This window comes from Streptomyces sp. NPDC048644 (assembly GCF_043199105.1).
In the GTDB taxonomy this organism is placed as follows: Bacteria; Actinomycetota; Actinomycetes; order Streptomycetales; family Streptomycetaceae; genus Streptomyces.
The window spans coordinates 58,629-80,431 of record NZ_JBICVO010000014.1; the positions used below are offsets into that span (position 1 = coordinate 58,629).

General features: G+C 73.3%; 1 protein-coding gene (only partly in view). It reads right to left on the reverse strand.

The genetic code is table 11. The features are described 5' to 3' along the window. Window positions 1-21,803 carry the 3' portion of a protein-glutamine glutaminase family protein gene (locus ACGFNI_RS27205; RefSeq protein ID WP_393687291.1) on the reverse strand. The gene runs 11,596 nt beyond the window's last position, so the window shows 21,803 of its 33,399 coding nt (coding positions 11,597-33,399); the start codon falls outside the window, past its right edge; its stop codon occupies window positions 1-3.

Below are 21,803 nucleotides of genomic sequence, written 5' to 3' on the forward strand. Positions count from 1 at the left end.
CTACCGCGTCGACTCGCAGTTGTCGACGATCAGGCCGTCCGGCTTGGGCCGACGGCTCATCCCCGCGATCAAACCGTCGGTCCTGAGGTGCCACAGCCCGCCGTCACCCAGCCGCTCGAAGCCGAAGACGCCGAGCATCTCGGGCGTCAGTACGGCCCCGTTGGTCTCCACGAGCACCAGCTCGGCCCCCGGGTCGATACGGCCGCCCTCGGCGAGCGTCGCGGCTCGCCGCAGCAGTGCCGCGACGATCTGCCGGGCGTCGTCGGGGTCGTCCCGGAACATCGCCCCGCTCAGGTGCAGGACCCGCGGCGGCTGCCCGCCGCCCGCCGCCCCTGCCAGCTCCAGAACGGGGTCCTGAGCAGGGAGACTTCCGGAATCCAGGGTGCCCATCCGGTAGCGGATCTGGCCGATGGCCGCGCCGGACCGCTCCGGTGCGGAGGAGGGCTCCCACCGGGTCACCTGGAGGCGTCCCCGGACCAGCTCCTGGTCGACGACGAGCGGAACCAGGGGAGCGGGGGCGGCCGGCTCGGTGACCGCCCGGGAGGCGGCGGCGGGGTGCTGCGGCGCGGTGCCCAGGTTGGCGAGCGGCAGCGGGGCCTGCGGCAGCGGGGCCGATCGTGACGGCTGCTGCACCGGGGCCGACCGTGACGGCTGCGCCGCGGCCACCTGCGACGGCGCCGCCGTGGTGGCCGTCGGCAGGCTCTTCAGGAACGTGTCCACGGGCGGCGTGGTGAGCGCCGACGGCTGCCGCACCGTGACGGTCCGCGGCTGGTCCTGTGAGGTGGACGCATCCTTTTGCGTCTCCCGTTGCGTCTCCCGCTGTGCCGGAGCGTCCTCCGTCGTCGACGCGTCCTTCGGCCGAGCCGGTCCGGTGGACCGTTCGACGGACGGCTCGGTGACCGGCTCGGTGGCCGGCTGCACCGGGATGCCGACCGTTACCGGTGTCATGCCCTGGACCCTGCCCAGGAGTTCCTGACCGCGGTAGTACCGGAACGTCACCCGTACCTGACCGGTGCGGATCTCGTGCGGCCTCGGCGTCTTGGTGCCGGTGACCACGCGGCCGTTCTCGATCAGGGTGCCGCCGTCCCGTGACTGGCTGCCGCCGCCGACGGAGACGCTGCCCCGCGCCTTGGACGTGCCCGTCACGCCGCCCTCGACGCCCAACTGCACCCGGCCGGAATGCTGCTCGGTGTCGTGCTGGGCGGCGCCGTAGCGGTGCCCGGCCTCGCCGGTGCGTGTGGCCTCGGCCGCCTTGTCGACCCGGACCAGTTCCAGCTCGTGCGGCAGGTCGACGGTGGCCGTGACCCGCAGTTGCCCGCCGGGCTCCGTCCACAGGTCGAAGCCGAGCGAGGTGCCGGGCGGCAGATAGCCGTTCTCCGGTACCCGCGCGGTCGCCATGTGCACCAGCCACGCCTTGAGCGTTTCGCGGTTGAAGGCGTACTCCGCCTGCTGCTTCCAGGTCCGGCTGCTGCTCCCCGGCCTGGTGTTCCACCGCGCCGTGCCGAGGTGCTGGACGGCGCCGGCCGACAGCATCTGGTGCAGTCCGCCGATGGAGTCGAGGCTGCGGATCACCCATGCGTCGGTGGGCCGCGCCGGCGCGGGCGGCCGGTCCGCGTCCGGTGCGACGTCCTCCACCAGTACGGCGAAGCCGACGGGCACGGTGCCGATCGAGCGGCCGGCTCCCTTCCGGGTCAGCGACGCCTGGAGCGGCGTCAGCCGGGTGCGCCACTCCTCGGCGGCCCTCAGCAGCCGGGACCGCTCGTTCGCGCGCCACTGCCGCAGGATGCCCGCGACCCCCGCACGTCGCGTCGCGGCGCCGGTGGTTGCCGCCTGGCCCGCCGACAGCCGGTCACGCCTGGTCTGGAGGCTGCCGAGCGCCTCCTGCACCGTGCGGGCCCCGCTGCGGTACAGCGCGCGGAGCACCGCGTGGTGGGCGCCGTTGTCCGTCGCCTGCATGTCGAAGCGGAGCAGGATCCGGCCGTGGTGCAGCGCCGAAGGGACCTTGCTCTTGGTGGTCCTGGCGGTCTTGCCGGTGGTCCCGGTGATCGACACCGTGTCGTCGCCGGTCACCGTGGTGACGTTGACGCCGCCCACCAGGTTGACGCCGGGCGCGATCCGGCCGCTGCCGGTGAATGCCAGGTTGTGGCCCGTGGACGAACCGCCGGCGAGCGCGGACACCCCGTCGGTGCCGCCCTCACCGAAGGTCCGCTCGGCGCCGACGGTGAACTCCGTGACGCCGGCCCGTACGCCGGGCGTCATCTCCTCCACGGCGGCGGTGACGAGCACGATGCCGCCGTGGACGTCGATGATCAGCGGCTGGTCCGCCGACATGTCGCGCAGGTTCTGCGTGATCCGGTCGGTGGGCAGCGCGGCTGCCAGGTCCTCCTTGGCCCGCTGCCAGCGCCGCGACGAGCCGAAGACCCGCCGGCCGCGGTCGTCCAGGGCGCCGAGCAGTGTGTACATGTCCGTCGCGGAGTCCGGCAGCGTGACGTGCCGGACGATGTCACTGTCCCCGAGGCGGCGGGTACGGATGATCCGTTCGGGCACCTCGCTGTGGGGGACGGGGGAGCGCCCGTCGCCGGTGAGGGCCTCGCGGGACGGGAAGGCGAAGACCGCGGAGACGTCGGCGCCTGCCGTCAGCGTCGTCGTCGTGGTCCGGGTACCGGGTGCCACGGGACCGGCCGTCAGGAGTCCGGCCGCCAGCTGTTCCGGTACGGACGGCTCGGGCCGCGTCACCGTGAGGTCGAAGCGGAACGAGAGCGTCCCGTCGAACAGTTCGTGGGACTCGACGGTCTTGCCCTTGGCCACCGAGGCGCCGCCGGTGTCCACGGCGTGCCCCGTGGTGGTGTCGGAGTTGCGGGTGTGGGTGTACCGCAGCGTGGCCACGGCCGGGAGTTTGCCGGCCACGTCACCGATGAGCTGGGTGCGCTCGCGCCGGTCCCGCATCGCACCGGTGGTTCCGGTCCGCTCGGTGCCGGTCTCCGACTCGAACCCGGGCACGGTCCGCAGGTGCCGCATGCCGTGGACCGTGAGCCGGTTCAGCGACACCTCGGCGACGATGCCGCCGGCCTGCACCGTGACCGTCCCCAACGCCTCCGGGTTCCGGCTGAGTTGGGGGATGCGGGGCCGCAGCGCCTGCGGGTCAAGGAAGACCGCCAGCTGGGACTCGGCCGCCGGCCAGTGCGCCCCGAAGAGCGCCGCCAACTCGTCGCGGAGCGCCGTCAGCGGCCACCGGCCGTTGCCGAGACTCAGCACGTGGTCGCCCGGCGCGAGGCGGCGCTGTCCGGTGACGCGGAGCGGCGGCCGTACCGCCGGGGTCTGCGGCGCGGTCTCCCTGGCGGCCTTCCGCGCCCGGAGTCCGCCCGCCGCGTGCTGCCGTTGGCGGGTGAAGACGTGGGTGCCGTCGGTGTGCGGCGTGCACAGCGACTCCGGGATCGCCACGACGAAGGGGAGGACGGCGGTCTGCGCCGTGGCCGGCGTCGGGATCCGCCGCCCGTTCTCATCGGTGACGTCGAAACCGACGGTCGCCTCGGCGGCGAACACCACCATCGGCTCCCGGTACCTGGCGTTGGCGAGGCTCTTGGCCTGTTCGGCGGCGCGGGTGCCGGTACGGGTGCGGGTGCTCCTGCCGAGGCCGCCCGTCGGCTGGAGGTAGCCGTCCTTCGGCAGGGTGGCGTCGGCGCCGCCGAGCGCCTGCCAACCGCCCTCGCGCCAGACCAGGTTGCGCAGCGCGTTGCCGCTGCCGGTCTCGCCGATGACGTTCAGGTCGGCGGTGTCGATCGTCCTCAGATACCGCAGCGACTGGAGGGTGGCCCGAGCCGAGAACGTGGTGAGTTCCTTGCCCGCGGCGCTGCCCAGCGGCGCACTGGTCAGCCTGCCGCCGCGGGTCAGGCCGCCGATCCCCGCCGCGAAGTGCTCGCGGCGGAAGCTGCTGCGGTAGTGCGCGCCGAGGCGCTGCCACTCCTCCTTCGTGAAGACCGAGGCGCCGATGGCGTCGATCCGCTGACGGATCCACGTCGCCTGCGCGCCGGGGCTCTCGCCGGGGCGGGTGTGCTCCGGGAAGAGGTCGAAGCCGCCGCCGGGGAACACGTCGAGGACGACGGACGCGTCCGGCAGGCCGCCGCGGCCAGGCGCGGTGTTCCACACCGAGAACGGCGGCCGGTAGCGGGTCTCGCCGCCGGAGAACTCCGGCGGCGAAAGGCGCCGCGGCAGCCGCTCAGGGGCCGGCGCCTCCTGCCCCCTCCCGGCGGCTTCCGTCAGCTTCCGCACCCAGGGCGCCGTGAAGACCGTGGCCTCGTCGGCCTGTTCGGTCTCCGCGGTCTCGGACAGCGAACGGAACCCGACGGTGGTACAGGCCGTGGGCAGCGCCGTCCGGTCGCTGTCCGGGCGGACGAAGGCGACGCGCACGAGGGCTACACCGTCGAAGACCGAACCCGGTGTCTTGTTCTTGACGGCCGTGCCGGTACGGGCGGAGCGCGACTCGATGGTGACGCCGTCGCTGCCGTACTGCTCCCGGCGCTGGGCTGCGCCCTTGAGCGGCAGCACGCCGAACGGTGCGATCTGGCCGCCACCCGTGTACGAGGTGCTGAAGCCCGCCGATGCCACCTGGTTGACCGTGCGGGTCACGTCGGTACCGACGGTGAACTCCGTCACCGCGGTGTCGTGCACGTGCCGCATCGACGCGACCTCGGTGGAGAACAGCACCGAGCCCAGGCCGTCCGGCAGGTCGATCTCCAGCGGCTCTCCGTTCATCGTCGCGGTGAACTGCTCGTGCAGCAGCCCGAAATCGATCCGGGCGAGCAGCTGCCTGCGCACCTGCGGCCAGGTGTCGCCGAACTCCGCGCGGCCGAGGTCGTCGACCGACCGGCCACCGGCGAGCCGCTGCGTGAGCAGGTCCGCCACACCCCGGAGCCGCTTTCCGTCGAGGCCGGTGGCGTAGACGTCCAGGACCACGTCGGTGGAGCCGATGGCGAGCAGTTCCCGTACGCGGGCGGGAGGCAGCCGGTGGACGTCGGGGCCGCCGGTGTGGTCGGCCGACTCCCACGCGGGGATCAGCAGCTCCGCGGGCAGGGAGACGGTGAGCCGGTGCGGGCCGGACGAGGAGACACCCGGCCGCGGATCCTGGAGGGGCAGCACCCGGCCGCCCTTGCCTGTGGTGGCGTACACGCCGGAGAAGTCGAGCGTGAAGTCGGCGACGGCCCGTACCCGCAGCGCCTCGGACGCGGTCTTGGCCCGCGCGGTCATCCGGTCCAGCTGCTCGGTGCCGCCGCCGCCGGACTTCTGGTGCTGTGCGGTCGCCGAAAGGTCGGCCCGCCCGTAGGGGAACGTCACGCGCAGCGCGGCACCGTAGGTGAGGTGGCGGGTCCGCTCGGCCATGTGTCCTGTGCCCGCGGCGGACTCCGCGCCGCTCTCGAACTCGACCTTGGGCAGGACCTCGGCCGTCACCGCGTCGCGCAGCAGCGCACCGACCTCGATCTCACCGGCCCAGCCCGGCACATCGACCGGCACCCAGCGCGTACCGCCGCGGCTCAGGCCGGACAGCCACGGCTTGATCTCCTCCGTGCCCAGGTGGTCGAGGAACTGCAGACGCGCCTCCTCGGCTGCCTCGCTGCCGAACGTCCGGCGCAGGGCGGGCATCAACTGGTCGACGAGGGCTTCCTCGTGGTCCCCGAGGACGTGCACGTGGTCGCTCGCGCCGATCCGGCCGTCGGCCAGCCGGGCGGGCGGGGCCGGCAGCCGCGGAGCTGACGTGGTCTCCGTCCGCGCGTCCGTCTCCGCCTCCGTCCTCGCGTCCGTCTTCTCGGGGGCGTGGCGCGGCGCGTGGACGGCCTTCGGGGCCGGCCCGTCGGTGGTGGTCGTCGAGGTGGTCGTCGCGGCGACCGGGGCGGTGGCGTGGTAGTGCTCCTGCCCGGACGCGGTCAGGACCCGGACCAGGCGGACCGGGTGGCCGTGGTCGGTGAGCGTCTGCCACGTGGTGCTGCGCAGGTTCAGCACCGACAACCGGATCCCCGGGTACACCTGGGAGAACAGCAACGGGACGAGGTCGCCGCCGATGCCGTTGTAGCGGCCAGGCGTCGCGACGTCAGCGACGATCTGCTCGGCGATCCCGGTGGCGCTGAGCACCTCGCGCCAGGCGGCGATGTCGAGGGGCTCCGCCAGCAGCCGCGCCACCGGCTCCGACCGCTCCGCGACGTGCGCCCGGATCCGCCGGACCTGACCCGCGTGGGCGAGGTACTGCGGGGAGTCCCCTTCCCCGATCCGGAAGGCTTCGGCCAGCGGCGGCAGGACCTGGTACCAGAAATCCGGGTCCGCGCTGTTGAGCAGCGTGCGGAGCCGGGGCACGAGGGTGGCGCGCAGGGCCCGTATGTCGTCCGGCGATTCGATGCCGAGCAGAAGGGGGTCCTGCCCGTGGGCGCGGAGCGTTCCGACCACGGCGTGGAAGAAGCAGTCGCCGTCGGCGTTGATGCGCCGGGGCTCAAGACCGGACCGCTCCAGGGTGGCCGTCTGCTCCCCGTCCACCCGGAGCGCGGCCCACGCCAGGCGCCGGGCGTCCCGCTCCGCAGCGGCGGCCTGCTGCTCCCGCTCCCGCGTGGAGGTGTCCTGTTCCTGTTCCCGTTCCTGCTCCTGCTGCGCGAGGGCGCCCCGGTTCCGGTCCTGGCCCTGGTCCCGGTCCTGTCGCTCTTCCCGCTCTTCCCGCTCTTCCCGTTCCTCCCGTTCCTCCCGTCCTTCCGCCGTCACCGGGGCGGCCGTGATCCGCACGAGGCCGTCGGCGGCCGGGGCCCAGGTGAGCCGGTGTCCGCGGGTGGCCGGGCTGCGGTCCAGCTCCGGGCGGATGTAGCGGTCCGTGAACTCCGCGCGGGTCAGGTGTTCGCCGAAGGCCGTGACGGTGTCATCGGGGCCCGTCGTGACCTGCCAGATCAGCCCGCTCTCCGGCGCTGCGACCTGCTGTGCGCGCCGCAGGTCGAGGAGCAGCGGATCGCGCCGGTCGCGCGCGGGGCGCGGCGGCACGTACCAGCCGGACGGCGTACGGATCGCCCGCGCACCGGCGTTGCCGAGGTCGAGCAGCGTCCCCTCAGGGGACAGGCTCACGGCCAGCAGGTCGCGGACGAGGAAGGTGGCGTCGAAGACGTCGCTGCTCCAGCTGATGCCGCTCGTGACGCTTCGGGTGCGGACCACGACCCGGACGTACGCGTCGGTGAGGCCGTGCACGTTCCAGAAGGTGTCCGTCGCCGTGCCCTCGACACGGTTCATGGCCCAGCCGCTGGTGCCGTGGGTCAGGCTCGTGGACTGGCCGGCGGACAGTCCGCCGCTCGCCGAGCCCGTCGCGGAGCCGGCCAGGGGGTGGGCATGGGCGGCGGAGGTGTCCGTGGTGTTGCTGCGGCCATCGGTGGTGGAGAAGCTGGTGTTCTGCGAGCCGTAGTCGCTGCGTTCGCCGGTGCCGGGCCGGGCGGCCAGGAAGGGGCCCGGCCCGGCCGGGACGATCGCGAGGTGCACGGTGCCGTGCGTGTCCGCCATGACCTGATCCACCGTCAGCAGGTCGGCCTGCAGCTCGCCGAGGGCATCGGTCAGGCCGTGCTGGACCAGGTGCCGGGCCAGGACGTGGGGGTCGATCAGCTTGCGCAGGGTGTCCTGTGCGAGCCGGCCGCGTCCGGCGAGGTCGTTCATCGCGCCGCCGAACCGCAGCAGATCGTCGTGCAGCGCCTCGAACAGCGTGCGGACGGCCTCCGGGCTGAGCTGGACAAGCGCCGCCTTCCTGGCCAGGTCATCGGCGTCGATGCCGTGGTCGGTCCGGAGCGCGGGCATGCCGGGCACACGCCTCGCCACGCGGAGTTCCGGGGCCTCGATCCTGCCGTCCTGCGGCGCGGCCGATGCCTCGTCGGCGCTGTCCGCCAGCTCGGAGACCGCGACCAGCACCTCTTCGGTCAGCGGAACGTACACGGGTGCCGGGGTGCGGCGCTCGGGCTGGAGCGCCCTGGCCGCCGGCCGGCCCAGACCGAGGCTGAGGACAGCCCCGGCGGGCGAGATCCGCACGGTCTGCTGGACGGAGATCTCCAGCGTGCCCCGCACGGCGAAGCCGGCCAGCGGTCCGCTGAGGGTGAAGCCGTCATGGCGGCGGGCCATCGAGCTGTTCGCCGCGGACTGCGCCTGTGAACGGGAGCGGGTGAAGGACGGCGACGCCGCGGATGCGGTGGCGCCGAACGTGGTGCCGGTGCCCTTCTTCTTCGTCCGTCCTTCCTCCGTACGGAAGTTGGACTGGGTGTACTTGCTGAGGACGCCGTCGGCGACCTCGCCGGTGTGCTCGGCGGCCGTGCGGGTGCCGGGGTGCTCCGGGCGGTGTCCGCGGTTCAGACGGAGCACGATCCGGGTGTGCGAGCGGAACCCGGGCCCGCCGGACGACAGCGCGTGCAGGACCACACCGGCTCCCCGCAGGGCGTCGGTCATGGCCACCAGGGAGCCAGGCGCGAGCAGCATGTCCAGCGTGCCGGTCAGGGCGGTGCCGGGAACCTCAAGACGCCACAGGGCGTCGCCGCTGCCGCGCGCGTCACGGCCCAGCAGTGTGTTGACGGCCCGCATGATCTGCCGGGACAGCGTGCCGTCGGTGCCGTCGGCCGGCAGCAGCCGCTCGGTGACGGTGGTCAACGGCAGTGTGTGCACCGGCAGTTGCGGCGGAACGGTGACCGCGGTGGCGCCGGTCAGGGCGGTGGCGGCCACGGGCTGCGGGCGCAGGAAGCGGACGCCGTCCTCGATCACGGCGGGCCGCGGCGCGGGCTTCTTCCGCGTCCAGGTGCCCAGCTGGTTGACGTCCTCGCCGAGCGCGGTGACCGTCCAGGTGATGCGCCCGGTGTGCAGGGAGTGCGGCACGTCGGTGCGGACGCTGAAGCTGCCCGGATTGACGTTCAGGATCCGCGAGACGCTGCGACCGCGGCTGTCCGACGCCGCGTGGGTGAGGGATACGCCGCCCTGCTCGATGCCCGAACCGCCGCTGAGCCCCACGGAGTTGCTGTGGTTGCGAAAGAAGTTGCCGGTGGTGAAGGACCGGTTGCCGGTGAACCCGGCCGAGTACTCGTTGAGGTCCATCGTGTGGAGCGGGAGGGTGCCGGGGCGGCTGAGCGCGACCTCGTCGATCCGCGCCTGGAGGACCAGACGGATCCGCCGGTCGGTGAACGTCCCGTCGAGGACGAGCTGTCCGGGCGCCGCGTCGGACGCGCTGTGCAGCGCCGCGATGAGCTGGTCGAAGGTGACCATCGCCTGCGCCTGGAGGACGGCGACCGCCTCCGGGACGCCCAGCTCCGTCAGCACCTCGACCACGCGCTCCCGTACCTGCGTGATCCCCTGCACGTCGATCACCCGGTCCCGCTGGGTGAGCGCGCCGTCGGCGTTCGGCACCGGCGCGGGTGTCTGCCCCTGTTCTTCCTGCGGCCAGACGGGCGCCAGCCACCGTGCCTCACCGTCCAGTTGCCGGCCGGGGGAGGTGTGCCGCACCGTCGTCACCGGCGGCTGCGCGCCGTGCCACGCGGTCCAGGTGTCGAGCAGCGCCTTCTCGGCCTTGCCGACCACGCCCTGCGGCGCGAGGCGGTGGACGGTGACGGACGGCCGCAGCCGCACCCGGTAGGTGTAGAGCGCGTTCTCGTTCTCCGCGGACGCGGGCCGCGCGTAGCCGTGGATCTGGTACGTGTAGTACGCGTTCGCGTGCTGCCGGCCGCCGGTGTACGCCATCGAGAAGCCCGGTGTGTACCCGACGGCGGCGGTGGTGCCGAGGCCCGCGGAGACGCTGCTGCTCAGCCCGAAGGTGGCGCTGTACGTATCGGAGTTGGCGGTGTCGCGCATGGCGGCGGGCCAGTGGTCGAACCCGGTGTGCGGCAGCACCCGGGCGGCCACCGGCGTGACCTGCCCGGTGGACCGCGCCACGGGCACCCGCTCGGCGTGCACCGTGAAAACGATCACTTCCCTTACGTTGTCGGGGAGTTGACGGGTCATCGTGTGCGAGACGCCGACGGGCGAGAACAACTCCGCCATCTGATAGGTCAGCGACTCGGGGTGGAAGTGGGCGTCCAGGAAACCGGACCTGGCCACCAGCTCGACGGGGCTCCAGGTCCCGATCCCGGTCCGCCGCTCGGCCTGGTTCAGCGCCTGGACCAGCTCACCGCGCACGGCCGACGCGCCGGAGAGCCCGGCGGGGGCGAACAGGCCGGTGGGCCCGGTCGGCGTCGACAGTTCCCGTGGCGGCGCGGGAACGGCGGCCGACTCCTCCTGTGCGACGGTGTCATGCTGCTGCGCGAACGGGTCGGCCGCCGGGGTGTGCGCGGGGTTGGCCTGACGCTCCGTCGCCTCGCGGACCGCCCATGCGAGCGCCGTACGGAAGGCGTCGGCGTGTGCGGCCGGCACCCGGACCACGACGGAGACGTGCCCGCTGTGCGGCGCAGGGGCGGGGTGGCCGAGGCGGCGGGAGCTGACGTCGAGGCGGACGGTGAGCAGGAACGGCACGCTGGTGTCGCCGAAGCGCAGCGTCTGCCACCGGCCGCCGCCGATCTCGTAGGCGGATCCTGAGCCCGTGGCGGTGCTCGCGCTGAAGGTGAGCGGCGATGCCTTCCCCGAGAACGGCGCCAGGTCGGCGCCGGGCGCCAGGGACATCCCGACGCTCAGCGAACGGCCGCTGCCGACACCGGTGTTGGCGCCGTGCAGGCCGAGCCTGCGGGTGTTGTGGTTCGTGGGGACGGCCGTGGGGTCGCCCGCCTGCCGGGCCGCGACGATCAGGCCCCGGAGCGAGAAGAGCAGGACCGCGCCGTCGCCCGTGCCAACCGGCGGCAGCTGCGTCTCCCCGCCGAGGATCCGGGTGAGGTCCGTCATGACGTTCAGCTCGCCCAGGCGGCTGTGCAGATACTCGTGCAGGGCGGAGCCGGCGCGGGCGTCCAGGTGCGCGTCGAACAGCTGGCGGTGGAGCCCTCCGAGGTCACCGACCTGCTGGGGCACCATCGGGAAGCGCAGGGCCTGCTCGGTGAGCAGGACGTACGCGGAATCCGGCACCCCGGCGGGCAGCGGCGCGGTGCTCCAGGGAACGGCGGGGGTGTTAGCCGCCAGCGTGACCAGTTCGCTCGGGAAGGCCACGACGAGGTCGCCGCGCGCCGTGCGGGGCTCCGCCGTGCCGTGCCGCGGTGTGGTGGTGACGGTGAGCTGGACGTCGGGGAACGAGAAGTGCGTCAGCCGGCCGTCGAGGCCCAGTGACGGGTTGGCGTACACCAGGTCGGTCCTGCTGCTGCCCGCACTGCGGGTCGACGTCGCGCCGACGCCGGCCTTGGGGCCGAGGGCGAGGGCGCCCCCCGCGAGGGAGCCGAGCGAGCCCGCGTCACCGGCACTGAGGCCGCGCGTGGCGGTCAGGCCCGTGGAGGCGGAGGTGCCGCGGCTGGAACCGGCTTCCTGGAGGCCGATGTTCCGTTCGCCGTGCGGCCGGTACTGCGGTGCGAGCGCCGTCGCCCGGTCCCGGTCGACGCCGGTGAGCTGGATCCGGACGGTGGACGCCCGGGACGTGCCGGCCTCGCGCAGTGTCAGCCCGCCGTCGAGCAGCCGCCGCGCGAAGGTGCCGGGGCTCAGCGCGGTCAGCAGGCGGCCGACCTCCGCGCGGGTGGCGTCCCGGAGGTTCTCCGGCACCAGACCGGCGATGACGTCGGCGATGCCGCTGTCCGGGTCGATCGTCCCGGCCGCCGCTTCCTCGGTGTGCCGGGAGGCGCCGGAGCGGTCGCCCCGTCCGGCGTCCGTGTGCGCCGGTTCCTCCGGCAGCTCCAGGCCGTCGAAGCGGACGCCGCCGAGGGAGACCACGGTCCCGAACGTGCCCAGCGGGAAGGAACGCGCCGTCTCGGCGAAGCCGTTCGGCACCCGCGGGTGCGGGGCGGACACCGAGGCGAGGACGTCGGTGGTCTCCTCGGTCTCCTGGACCTCGATGGTCTCTTCGGTCTCCTTGGGCCCGTCGAGGACGTCGGTCGTGGAGGCGGTGCCGTCGTCGTTACCGACCAGGCGCAGGACCGTGGCCTTGCCGGTCGTGTCCGCGCTGTTGGCGTGCGACTGCTGTTCCCGGTCCTCCTGGGTCTCCTGGTCCTCCCGGGTCTCCCGGGTCTCCTCGTCCTCCTGGATCTCCCAGGTCTCCTGGGTCTCCTGGTCCTTCGGGACGGAGGCGGAGCTCTCCCCTTGGCCGAGCTGGTGCCCGTGCTCGGTGACGGCCGTCACCTCGACGGCCGCCGGGGCCTGCGCGGTGAGGTGCACATAGCCGTCCGCGTCGGGCCGGCCCCAGGTCAGGGTGTACGCCGTGGTGGCCGGGTTCCCGGCGAGTTCGGGGCGGACGTAGCGCGCTGCGAACCGCTCGTGCGTCAGCTCATCGCCGTAGGCGATGACGGTGCCATCGGCGGCGGCCAGGACGCGCCACAGGAGGACGCCATCCGTGGCCGGGATGCGCTGGGCGCGGGCCAGGTCGGTGAGCAGCGGGTCGTGGCGCCCCTCCGCCGTCCTCGGCGGTACGAAGCGGCCGGACGGTGTGTGGATGGCGGTGGCCGGTGCGCCGCCGAGGCCCAGCAGGGCCGCCTCCGGCGAGTACCGGACGGCCAGCAGGTCCGCCACGCGGAAGACGGTGCTCAGCGTCGCGCCGCCGTAGCGGGCCCCGCCGCGCGCGTTGGCGCCCTTGACCTCCACCTTGACGTAGGCGTCCGTGAAGTCGTGGGCGTGCCAGAGCGTGGTCTGTGCCGCGCCGTCGACCCGGCTCATCGCCCAGCCTGAGCTGCTGAGGGACTGGCCGGCGGAGCGGTCGAACGACACTCCGCCGTTCACGTTGCCGACCGGGGCCTGGTGGCCCCAGCCCGCCGATATGCCCTGCCCCTGGCCCGTGCCGAGCGTCATCCCGTTGTTCTGGGAGCCGTAGTCGCTGCGCTCCGACGTGCCGGGGCGCCAGCCGAGCGACCGGGCCTCAGCGGCGGGGAGCACGGCGACGCCGAGCACGCCTGTGGTGTCGGTGAAGGGGCCGCCGAGGCTCCGCAGGGCCGGGCCGACGGCGGCCGGTGCGCTGCCGAGTCCGTGGAGCAGCACATGGCGGGTGAGGACGTGCGGGTCGAAGTAGCGGTGGAAGCCGTCCTGCGAGAACTGGCCGTCGCGGACCAGATCGCCGGGCTCAGCGCCGTAGCCCTTCAGCGCCGTGACCACCTGCTCGAACAACTGCCGTACCGCAGCCGGGTTGAAGACCACGCTCACGGCCTTGCGGGCCAGTTCGGATGCGGCGATCGAGAACCGTCCGGCGTCTTCGAGCGCGGGGTTCGCGCGCGCCGCGGACAGCCGTTCCGCCGTGAGCGGCCGGGTCCGCTGCGCGGGCCTGCGGCCCTGGAGTTCGGACAGCGGGACGGTGATCTCTTCGCGCAGCGGGATCCGCCGCCTGGGAGTGGTGCCCCGGCTCATGGCCTGGAAGACGCGGGTGGCCTGCCGGGCCAGGTCGAGGCTGACGGTGTTGACGCCCCGGGACGGCACCACGGATTGGCGGAGGCTGATCTCCAGCACTCCGTCCAGCCGGAAGGTGGCCAGCGTGCCCGAGAGGGTGTACCCGTCGTGACGGCGGGTCAGCACGCTCTCGCTGAGGCTCTGTGAGCTGCTCGTCGAGCGGCTGTACGCCGCCGAGCCGCCGGAGAACAGGCCGGTGAACGCGTCGCCCGTCGCCGTGGAGTGGCTGACTCCGGACTCCTTGCGGGTGTTCCACTGGGTGTACCGGCTGACGGTGCCCGGTGTGAGCCGCCGGGTGAACCGCGCGCCGTGGCCTTCCGGGTCGCGGTCGAGGCGGAACACCAGCTGGAGATGGGTGGTGTGACCGGGGCCCGGCACGGTGGTGTGCAGCACCATGCCGGCGCCGGTCATCGCGTCGGTCATCGCGTGCAGGGTGCGCGGGGTGAGGACGGTGTCCAGGGTGCCTGGCAGGGCCGTGCCGGGGGTGTGCGCCGTCCACTGGGAGTCCAGGGCGCCCCTGGCGTGGGTGCCGAGGAGGTTCCCGACCTCGGTCATGATCATTTCGGTGAGGGTGGCCGGGCTCTCCAGGTTGTGCCCGGCCGCCGCTGCCGCCGCGTCGGACGGCGGCAGGAAGCGCTCGCTGACCGACGCGTGGGGCAGCGTGGCGACCGGGAGCGTGGCGGGGACCTCCGCCGCCTGCGCGGGGGTGAGGCCGGGCCACTGCGGGCTCAGGAAGGTGAGGCCCTGCGGGACGTTCACCTGCACCGTGCGCTCGGCCGGCGACCAGTCGCCGAGCTGGTTGACGTTCTTGGCCTGGACCGTCAGATGCCACACCACCCGGCCCACCCGGGAACGGTGCGGGAGCGCGTCGCGCAGGACGAACCTGCCGGGGGAGACGTTGGTGATCTCCGCGACGCTGCGGCCCTTGCCCGGGGAGTACGACCGCTCGTACCCCGCCCCGCCCGTCAGCTCACCTGAGCCGCCGCTGAAGGTGGCGGAGTGTGTGTGGTTGAGGTGGTTGGTGGTGACGCTGTCGACGCCGGAGAAGCCCGCCGAGTACTCGGCGAGGTCCATCGTGGACAGCGCGATGGTCTCCTCGGATTCCACCACGTCGGTGATCTCCGCCCGGAAGATCAGCCGGACCCTGCGGTTGCTGAGGAGGCCGTCCAGGACCACCTGTGTGGCGGCCGAACCGGCACCGGTGTGCAGCGCCGCCACCAACTGGTCGTGGGTGAGCGCCGTTTCGAGGTGGGCACGCGCCTGGTGGTCCGGCACGCCGTACGCCGTCAGCAGCTCCAGGGCGCGCCGGCGGACCGCGGCGGTACCGGCCACGCCGAGCACCCGGTCGTGCTGGGTGAGGGTGACCGGGCCGCCGGACGTCGTCGGCGCGTCGGTGTGCGGCGTCTGCGCCGCCGCGGCCGGCGCGGGGACCGGGACCAGCCAGCGCGCCTCGGCCTCGATCACCCGCGGGAGTGCGTCGGTCCCGCTGTCCGTGGCGCCCGGCGCCGCATGCGTCAGCGCACGCGCGATCCGGTGCACGGTGCCGGCCGGTCCCGGCGCCGGTACCTGCCGCACCGTGACGGACGTGTGCAGGCGGACCCGGTAGGTCAACTGGTGTGCCGCACCGGAGTAGTTGAGTCCTGACAGGAGGTACGCGTAGGAGGTGAGGCCGTTCTTGGCGGTGTGGCCGCGGGAGAACAGCTTCAGGTCGCTCTCGTGGCCGGCGTGGTCACCCCAGCCCGTCGCCACCCCCACGGTCAGGGCCGCCCTGGAGCCGTGCGACTCGGAGTTGGTGAAGTCCCGCATGGCGCTGGGCCACAGGTCGAACCCGGCCTTCTCCAGGTACACGGCGGACTGCGGTGTGATGCCCGCGTCCTGCCGCACGGGCACCCGCTCGGCGCGCACCCGGAAGCGGACCGTCTCCGTCCCCCCGTCGGCCAGCGGCCGTACGAAGGTCCGGTGCAGTCCCTGCTCGTCGGCGGCCGATGAGGCGTCCCGCTCGCCGAACAGCTCCGTGAAGCGGGCGCCCAGCGACTGCGTGTGGAAGTGCGTGTCGAGGAACGCGTCGAGGGACGCCAGCTCGGCCGCCGTCCACGCCGGAGCGCGGGTGGACGTCCTGGTGTGCAGGAACTGCTCACGCAGCTGTTCCCTGACGTCGGTGGCGTGGCCGCGCGAGGTCAGGTGGGACAGGCCGACGGGTCCGTACAGGCCCGAACTGCCGGTCGGCTGCGCCAGGTCGGCCGGGATCACCGCCGCCGGGGCGCCGTCCTGCGGCGCGTACGTGAGCGGCAGGGGGGCGCCGGGCACGCGGCCTGCGCGCTCCTCGTCCACGATGCGGCGCAGCGCGTCCTGGAACGCGTCGGCCAGCTCCTCGGGCACCCGCACGACGACCGACACATTCGCGGTGTGCTCCCGGCCGATGGCGTCGCCGAGGGGCCGCGCACCGGCCTCCAGGCGGACGGTCATCAGGAACGGCACGCTCCGGCCGTTGAAGCGGACGCTGTGCCAGCGACCGCCCCCGGTGTCGCCCGCTGAGCCGAACGACGTCGACGTGCCGAGGTCGAGCTTCACCGGGAACTGGAAGGACGGCAGGACGGAGCCCAGGGCGGTGGTCGCACCGGCATTGACGGAGAAGCCGCCGCCGGTGCTGGTGGACGCGCCCTGCAGCTCCAGCCAGCGGAGGTTGAGCACGGCGGGCAGGTCGCTCGCGTCACCGATCCGCTCGACACCGGTGACCTGGCCCGACAGGCCGCCGTGCAGCGTCCCGCCGCCGCTCAGCGGCACCGGCGGCAGCGACATGCCGCCGTTCAGGATCCGGGCGAGGTCGTTGAGCACGCTCAGCTCACCGAGCCGGTGGTGCCAGAACTCGTGCAGCGCGGTGCCTGGCCTGGCGTCCGCCGGGTAGTCACGGACCAGCTGGTCGCGGAGGTGCCCGAGGCCGCCGATCTGCTGCGCGACGGAGAAGAACCGCAGGGCCTCCTGCGTGAACCTGCGGCGCAGCGCGTCGCCCGCGGTGTCGGACAGCCGGGCCTGCCACGGCGCACGGGTCAGGTTCGCGGCCGGCTCCACCAGCTCGGCGGGGAAGGCGACGAGAAGGTCACCGGCCGTCGTGCGCGTCCTGTCCTGCGTGCCCACGCCGGGTCCTGACGTGGTGACCGCCAACCGGGTATCGGCGAAGGAGAAGTGCTCCAGCTCGCCGCTGTATCCGAGCGACGGGTTGGTGTACGCGTTGGTGCTCCGGCTCTGGTCGTACGAGCGGGATGACGACAGGCCGATGCCCGCCTTGGGGGTGACCGTGGCGCCGCCGGCCGTCAGCGGCACCTTGAAGGCGGCGTTGACGCCACGGGAGGCGCCGGCGCTCTCCGCACTGCCCGTCGAGCGGTCGGTCGTCGCCTCCTGCGGGCCGATGTTCACTTCGCCGTACGGCCGGTACGGCGCCTCGGTGTGGGTGGCCCGGTGGCGGTGGATGTCGGTCAGCCGGACGTGGACGGTGTGCGCGGCGTGCCCGGAGCCGCCGGGGACGGTGAGGGTCAGGCCGCCGTCGACCAGGCGGCGCGCGAGGTTGCTCGCGCCCAACCGGTCGAGGTGCGCGCCGAGTTGGGCGCGTACCGAGGACTCAAGGCGTCCGCGGAGACCGGCGTCGATACGCTCCGCGGCCGGCAGCAGCGCGGTGACCAGGTCGCCGAGGTCGCGGGCCTGCCGGGCGCCGGGCAGATCGGCGCCGTCGAAGCGGACCCCGCCGAAGGAGACCACGGAGCCGAACACCCCGAGCGGGAACTGCGGCGCCCGGCCGGGGACATGTACCGCGCCGAACCCGACCGGCGGCACGGGCGCCGGGGAACGCCGCTGCGTGGTCCGGACGGGCGTGTAGGTCGTCTCGTGGATTTCCTGGACCGTGTGGAGGTGGTGGACCGTGCGGACCTGGTCGGTCTCGGTCTCGGGGGACTGTGGAGTGTTCCGGGTCAACTCGTAGGTCTCGTAGACCTCGTAGACCTCGTCGGTCTCCGCGTCCTCCTCGTCCTCGGGTGTTTCGGAGAGGAGGTGCCGGGTGTTCTCCAGGATGTCGTCGGTCTGTTCGGCCGAGGCGAAGCGTGCGCGGAGCGCGTCGAGGTCGGGCAGCAGTTCGGGGAAGACGTCCGCGCCCTCGCCCAGGGCGTGCAGCTCGTGCGGCGCCGTGAGCAGCCTGCCGTCGGCGGCCACGTCGACGGAGACGATCGTCCCCTGCTCGACGGGGAGCAGCAGAGCCGGGTCCTGGCGCCACATGGAGTGACCGGACTCGGACCACAGCACCCGGCCGTCGAGGTTGACGGCGCGCAGCGAGGGGCGCGGGGTGTGGAAGAGCAGGAGGGAAGCCGCGCCGGGACCGGCCTCCAGGAGCTGCGAGGTGATCTCCAGGGCCGCCGAGCGCGGGACGTCGCTGCGGACCACGGAGGCCACGGCGTACCGCAGCGTGTTCCACTGGTCCAGGAGGTCCGACGGCTGGTCCGCATCGGCCGTCCGCCCGCCCGGCGCGCGGCTGTCGGCCGCCGACTGGGCCAGCGGCACGCCGACGTCGATGGTGACCGTGTGGCGGGCGGCGGCCTTGCGCAGACCTTCAAGAGTGAGGGCCTGCCCCCGCCGCTTGGCGTCCTGCGCGGCCGTGACGAGCAGCCTGCGGCTCCCGTGGGTGACCGGTGCGGCGCCGAAGGCGTGCCGGACGAGCCCGTCGAGCGACGAGGGCGTCAGACGTCCGGGACCGCTGAGGTGTTCCCGCTCGGCCAGTCCGGCCAGCCGGCGCAGGGTCACGAGCACGGCCGTGTCCCGGCCGGTCCCGAACTCCGCCGCCGGGTAGAGCGTGTCGTGGACGTCCACCACGTCGCCGGCCCGCAGGTATTCCGCCAGTTCCATCGGCGGTGCGGCCCTGCCCACCAGCCGTCCCACGGTGCGCAGTTCGCCGCGCGGCCGGAGGCGGTACGCCAGGTCCGTCTGCTGTGCGGGGGACAGCAGGGGACGCGGGGTGGCTGCCGGGGCGGTCCCGGCGGCGCTGACGTCGCTGGCTTCGGTGATCCACCGGAGCGGCAGCCACTGGTCCCGCAGCGCGGTGTCGATCGGCCTTGATGCCTCGCCCGGTGGCCGCTGGACCGTCCTCGCGTACGCCCTGGCGACGTTGACGACGTACTCGGGTCCTGTCATCGCGGAGCTGGCGTCGATGAAGTACTGGTACTTGGTCAGGGCGCCGTAGTGCGTCATTCCCCAGGCCGCGTGGTCCTTGCGCGACGTCAGGGCGGGGATCTCGACGACGGGCAGTCCGGTCAGCAGCGCGCGCAGGAAGGCGGACCCTGGCGGCGTGACGATGAGGTTGTTGCCGTGGTCGCCCCGGGCGTACCGGTAGCGCGCGACGCTCTCCAACTGCTGCTCGGGAGTGGTCCCGATGCCGATGTTCTCGTCCCGCAGGGCATCACGGATCCGCTGGAACGAGGCGTTGTCACGGAGCAGCGGTGCCAGCAGCGGGAGGTTGGGGCCGTCCACGGCGAGCCTGAGGTCGTCCGTGGGCAGCGTGAACGCGCCCGGGGCGAGGTCGACGTCCAGGTAGACGCCGCCGCGCTGCCACAGCACGCCGTACCGGACGATGTCACTTGCGGCGGCGAAGGCGCCGCGGGACAGGGCGAAGCCGACGAGGTCGCGGGCCTTGTCGCGGACCTCTTCCGGGAGCCGGTCGTAGAGGTTCGCGTCGTCGATGTGCTGCACGGTGACGTCGGCGAGGCCGCCGGTGAGCAGCGGCTCGTTGGCCGTGCGGGCACTGTCGTCGAGCCAGAGGTTCACCGTCCAGCCGGAGCCTTCGGCGTTGCTCACCCAGGAGCGCAGGTTGTCCAGTGCGCCGTCCGCCATCCGGCCGCCCAGCCACACGAAATGCAGGTGGCGCGGGACGGTGGCCAGCGTGCCGTCGGTGCCGCCGACCGTCAGGGTCTCCGGCATCCGCTGGAACGTGAGGGACTGCAAGGCCCCCCAGTTGCCCTCCGAGACCCGTACGTCGAGTTCGTGCTGGAGCGCGGTCCGACTGAACGGCTCGACGGACTGAATCTCCGTCAATTCCGGTTCGTCCTGCGGCAATTGCTGATCGGACTGCGGCACCGGCCGCGGTACGTCGATCGTGGCGGGCGGCACCTCGGCCCCGGCCGCCTGCCGCACGCCGCTGCCGCCGGCCCGCACCGATGAGGTGGCCGCCGCGATCTGCGGGGAGAACGTCCGCCACGCACCGCGGTTGCCCTGGGCGTCGTGGTAGAGGAGGAAGCTGAATTCCTTCACGTGCGGCGTGGCGGCCAGTTTGGTGGTGGGCGCCACGACGTTCATGCCGGTCGCGTCCGCGATCTGCTGCGCGATCGAGTGGCCTTCCGGGTCCGTGGCGGCTGCCTCGCAGGCGGCCAGGACGATCCAGGCGCGCTGCCCGGCGCGCTCCCTCAGCTCGATGACGCTGTCCCGCCGCCCGAGCGCCCGGCCGAAGGACGTTCCCGACATCCGGACCGGCCTGCCGTTCACCGGAACGGTCAGCCAGCCCTTCTCGCCGTGCAGCAGGGCCAGGTACAGCTGGTCCCCCGGCTGCCAGGGCACGGTGTCGAGGTCGGCCCCTGACACCGTGTGCCGTACGGGCGCTCCGTCCTGGGCGCTCACCTGACGGTTCGGGTCGTAGTGCGCGAAGTGCCGCTTGGTGAGGTCGAGATCGGTGTGGGTGAGCAGCCGCTCCCGCACATCGCCCGCGGTGTGGAAGGACCGGCCGGCCGGCCGCAGGGAGCCGGGGGCGACGATGAGCAGGTTGTCGATGTCGGCGGCCTTGACGGTCACCCCGTTCGACGTCGTCAGCTCCAGGTCCTCGTAGCCGGCGTTCTCCTGCTGGAGTTCCAGGTCCCGCAGGGCGGACCGGTCCCGGAACCACTCCCGTGCGTCCGGGTGCAGACGGTCCCGGGGCGGGTCGACCTGCCGCGGGTCGTGGTAGGCCGCGTACGCCTCCGCGAACCATTCGGCCGGTGTGGAGAACTGGTAGTTGGAGACGGCGTGGGCGCGGGCCGCGGCGGCGTAGCTGATCCAGCCGCCGGTGTCCTTGCCGACCTGATAGATGCGCCCGTGGTGCGCCAGCTGTCCGGCGCCGCCGTCGTCGAGCGTCCACGGCTGCGCCAGGGCGGCCCGGAGGTGGGTGACCATCGTCGTCAGCTTCCCGAACAGCGCCTCGTCGCCGCCCGCGAGCTGGGAGGGGATCCGCTCGATCTTCTGGGGGTCGGGCCCCCGGAGCTGCGGCACGCGCTTGATGCGGAACGTCACCTTCGTGACCAGCGTCTCGAACGAGTCGGCACCCGGGGCGGCCGGGACATGGCTTTCGGCGGTGATGCCCGCGCCCGCGAGGAAAGCCTCCGCGACCTCGACGACCTCCCGGTCGAGGTCATGGGCCCGCCAGCCGCCGAACTCCGGCTTGTGGGCGTGGTCCTGGGACCACTGTGCCCGTGCGTCGACGGAGTGGCCCACCTCGTGCCGCAGCGTCCACTCGGCGAGGTTGCCGTGCGCCAGGACGTCGGAGACACCGGCCATCACATGGCGGCGCGGCTCCGTGATCCCGAGAACGTCGGCGATCTTCAGGCCCGAGTAGCCGTTCAGCGCCACCACGTCCATCACCCACTGGAGCGCGGCGCCGTCACGGCCGAGCCACGTGTACATCCAGAAGGGCATACGGAACGGGCGGGCGATGTGGAGGGACCGGTCGCCGGGCCGGTACGAGCTGACGGCCGTGCCCGTCTCGTCGTTGGTGATCGCCTCCAGCAGCGGGTTGTCCTCCACGTCCCGCCGGGGCAGGGCGTCGAGCACCTGCTCGATCTTGTCGAGCATCGAGTGGCTGAAGTGGTACCCGGCGCTGCTCTCCCCGGCACCGATGGTCGTACCGAACCGGCGGGTCAGCTCCGCCTCGCGGTCGCCCGCGCCGGTGTTCCGCAGCCACGCCCCGACCGTCCGCGGCAGGTCGTCAGGGACCGGCAGGGACAGCACGGCGCCCTGCGCGTCCGGCGGCGGGAAGTCCCAGACCATGTCCTCCGGCGCCTGAACGGTCTGGGCGGCCAGCAGCTGTGCGAACTCGGGGTCGTGCGCGAAGGGGTCGAGGGGGTCGAAGAACGGCTGCGGCTGAGCGGCGACGCCCTGCGGCGGCTGACCGCCGCCGAGCGGGTTCGCGAAGACGTCGACGGCGGGCTGGTGCTGCACACCGGCGGGGTGCCCCGCCGGCAGCATCCCGCGCAGCGCCAAGGACAGCGGGCTGTCGTGCGTCAGCAGTCCGTCCTGCGTCAGGCTGTCGTAGGTGTGGGCGGCCCACTGCCGGG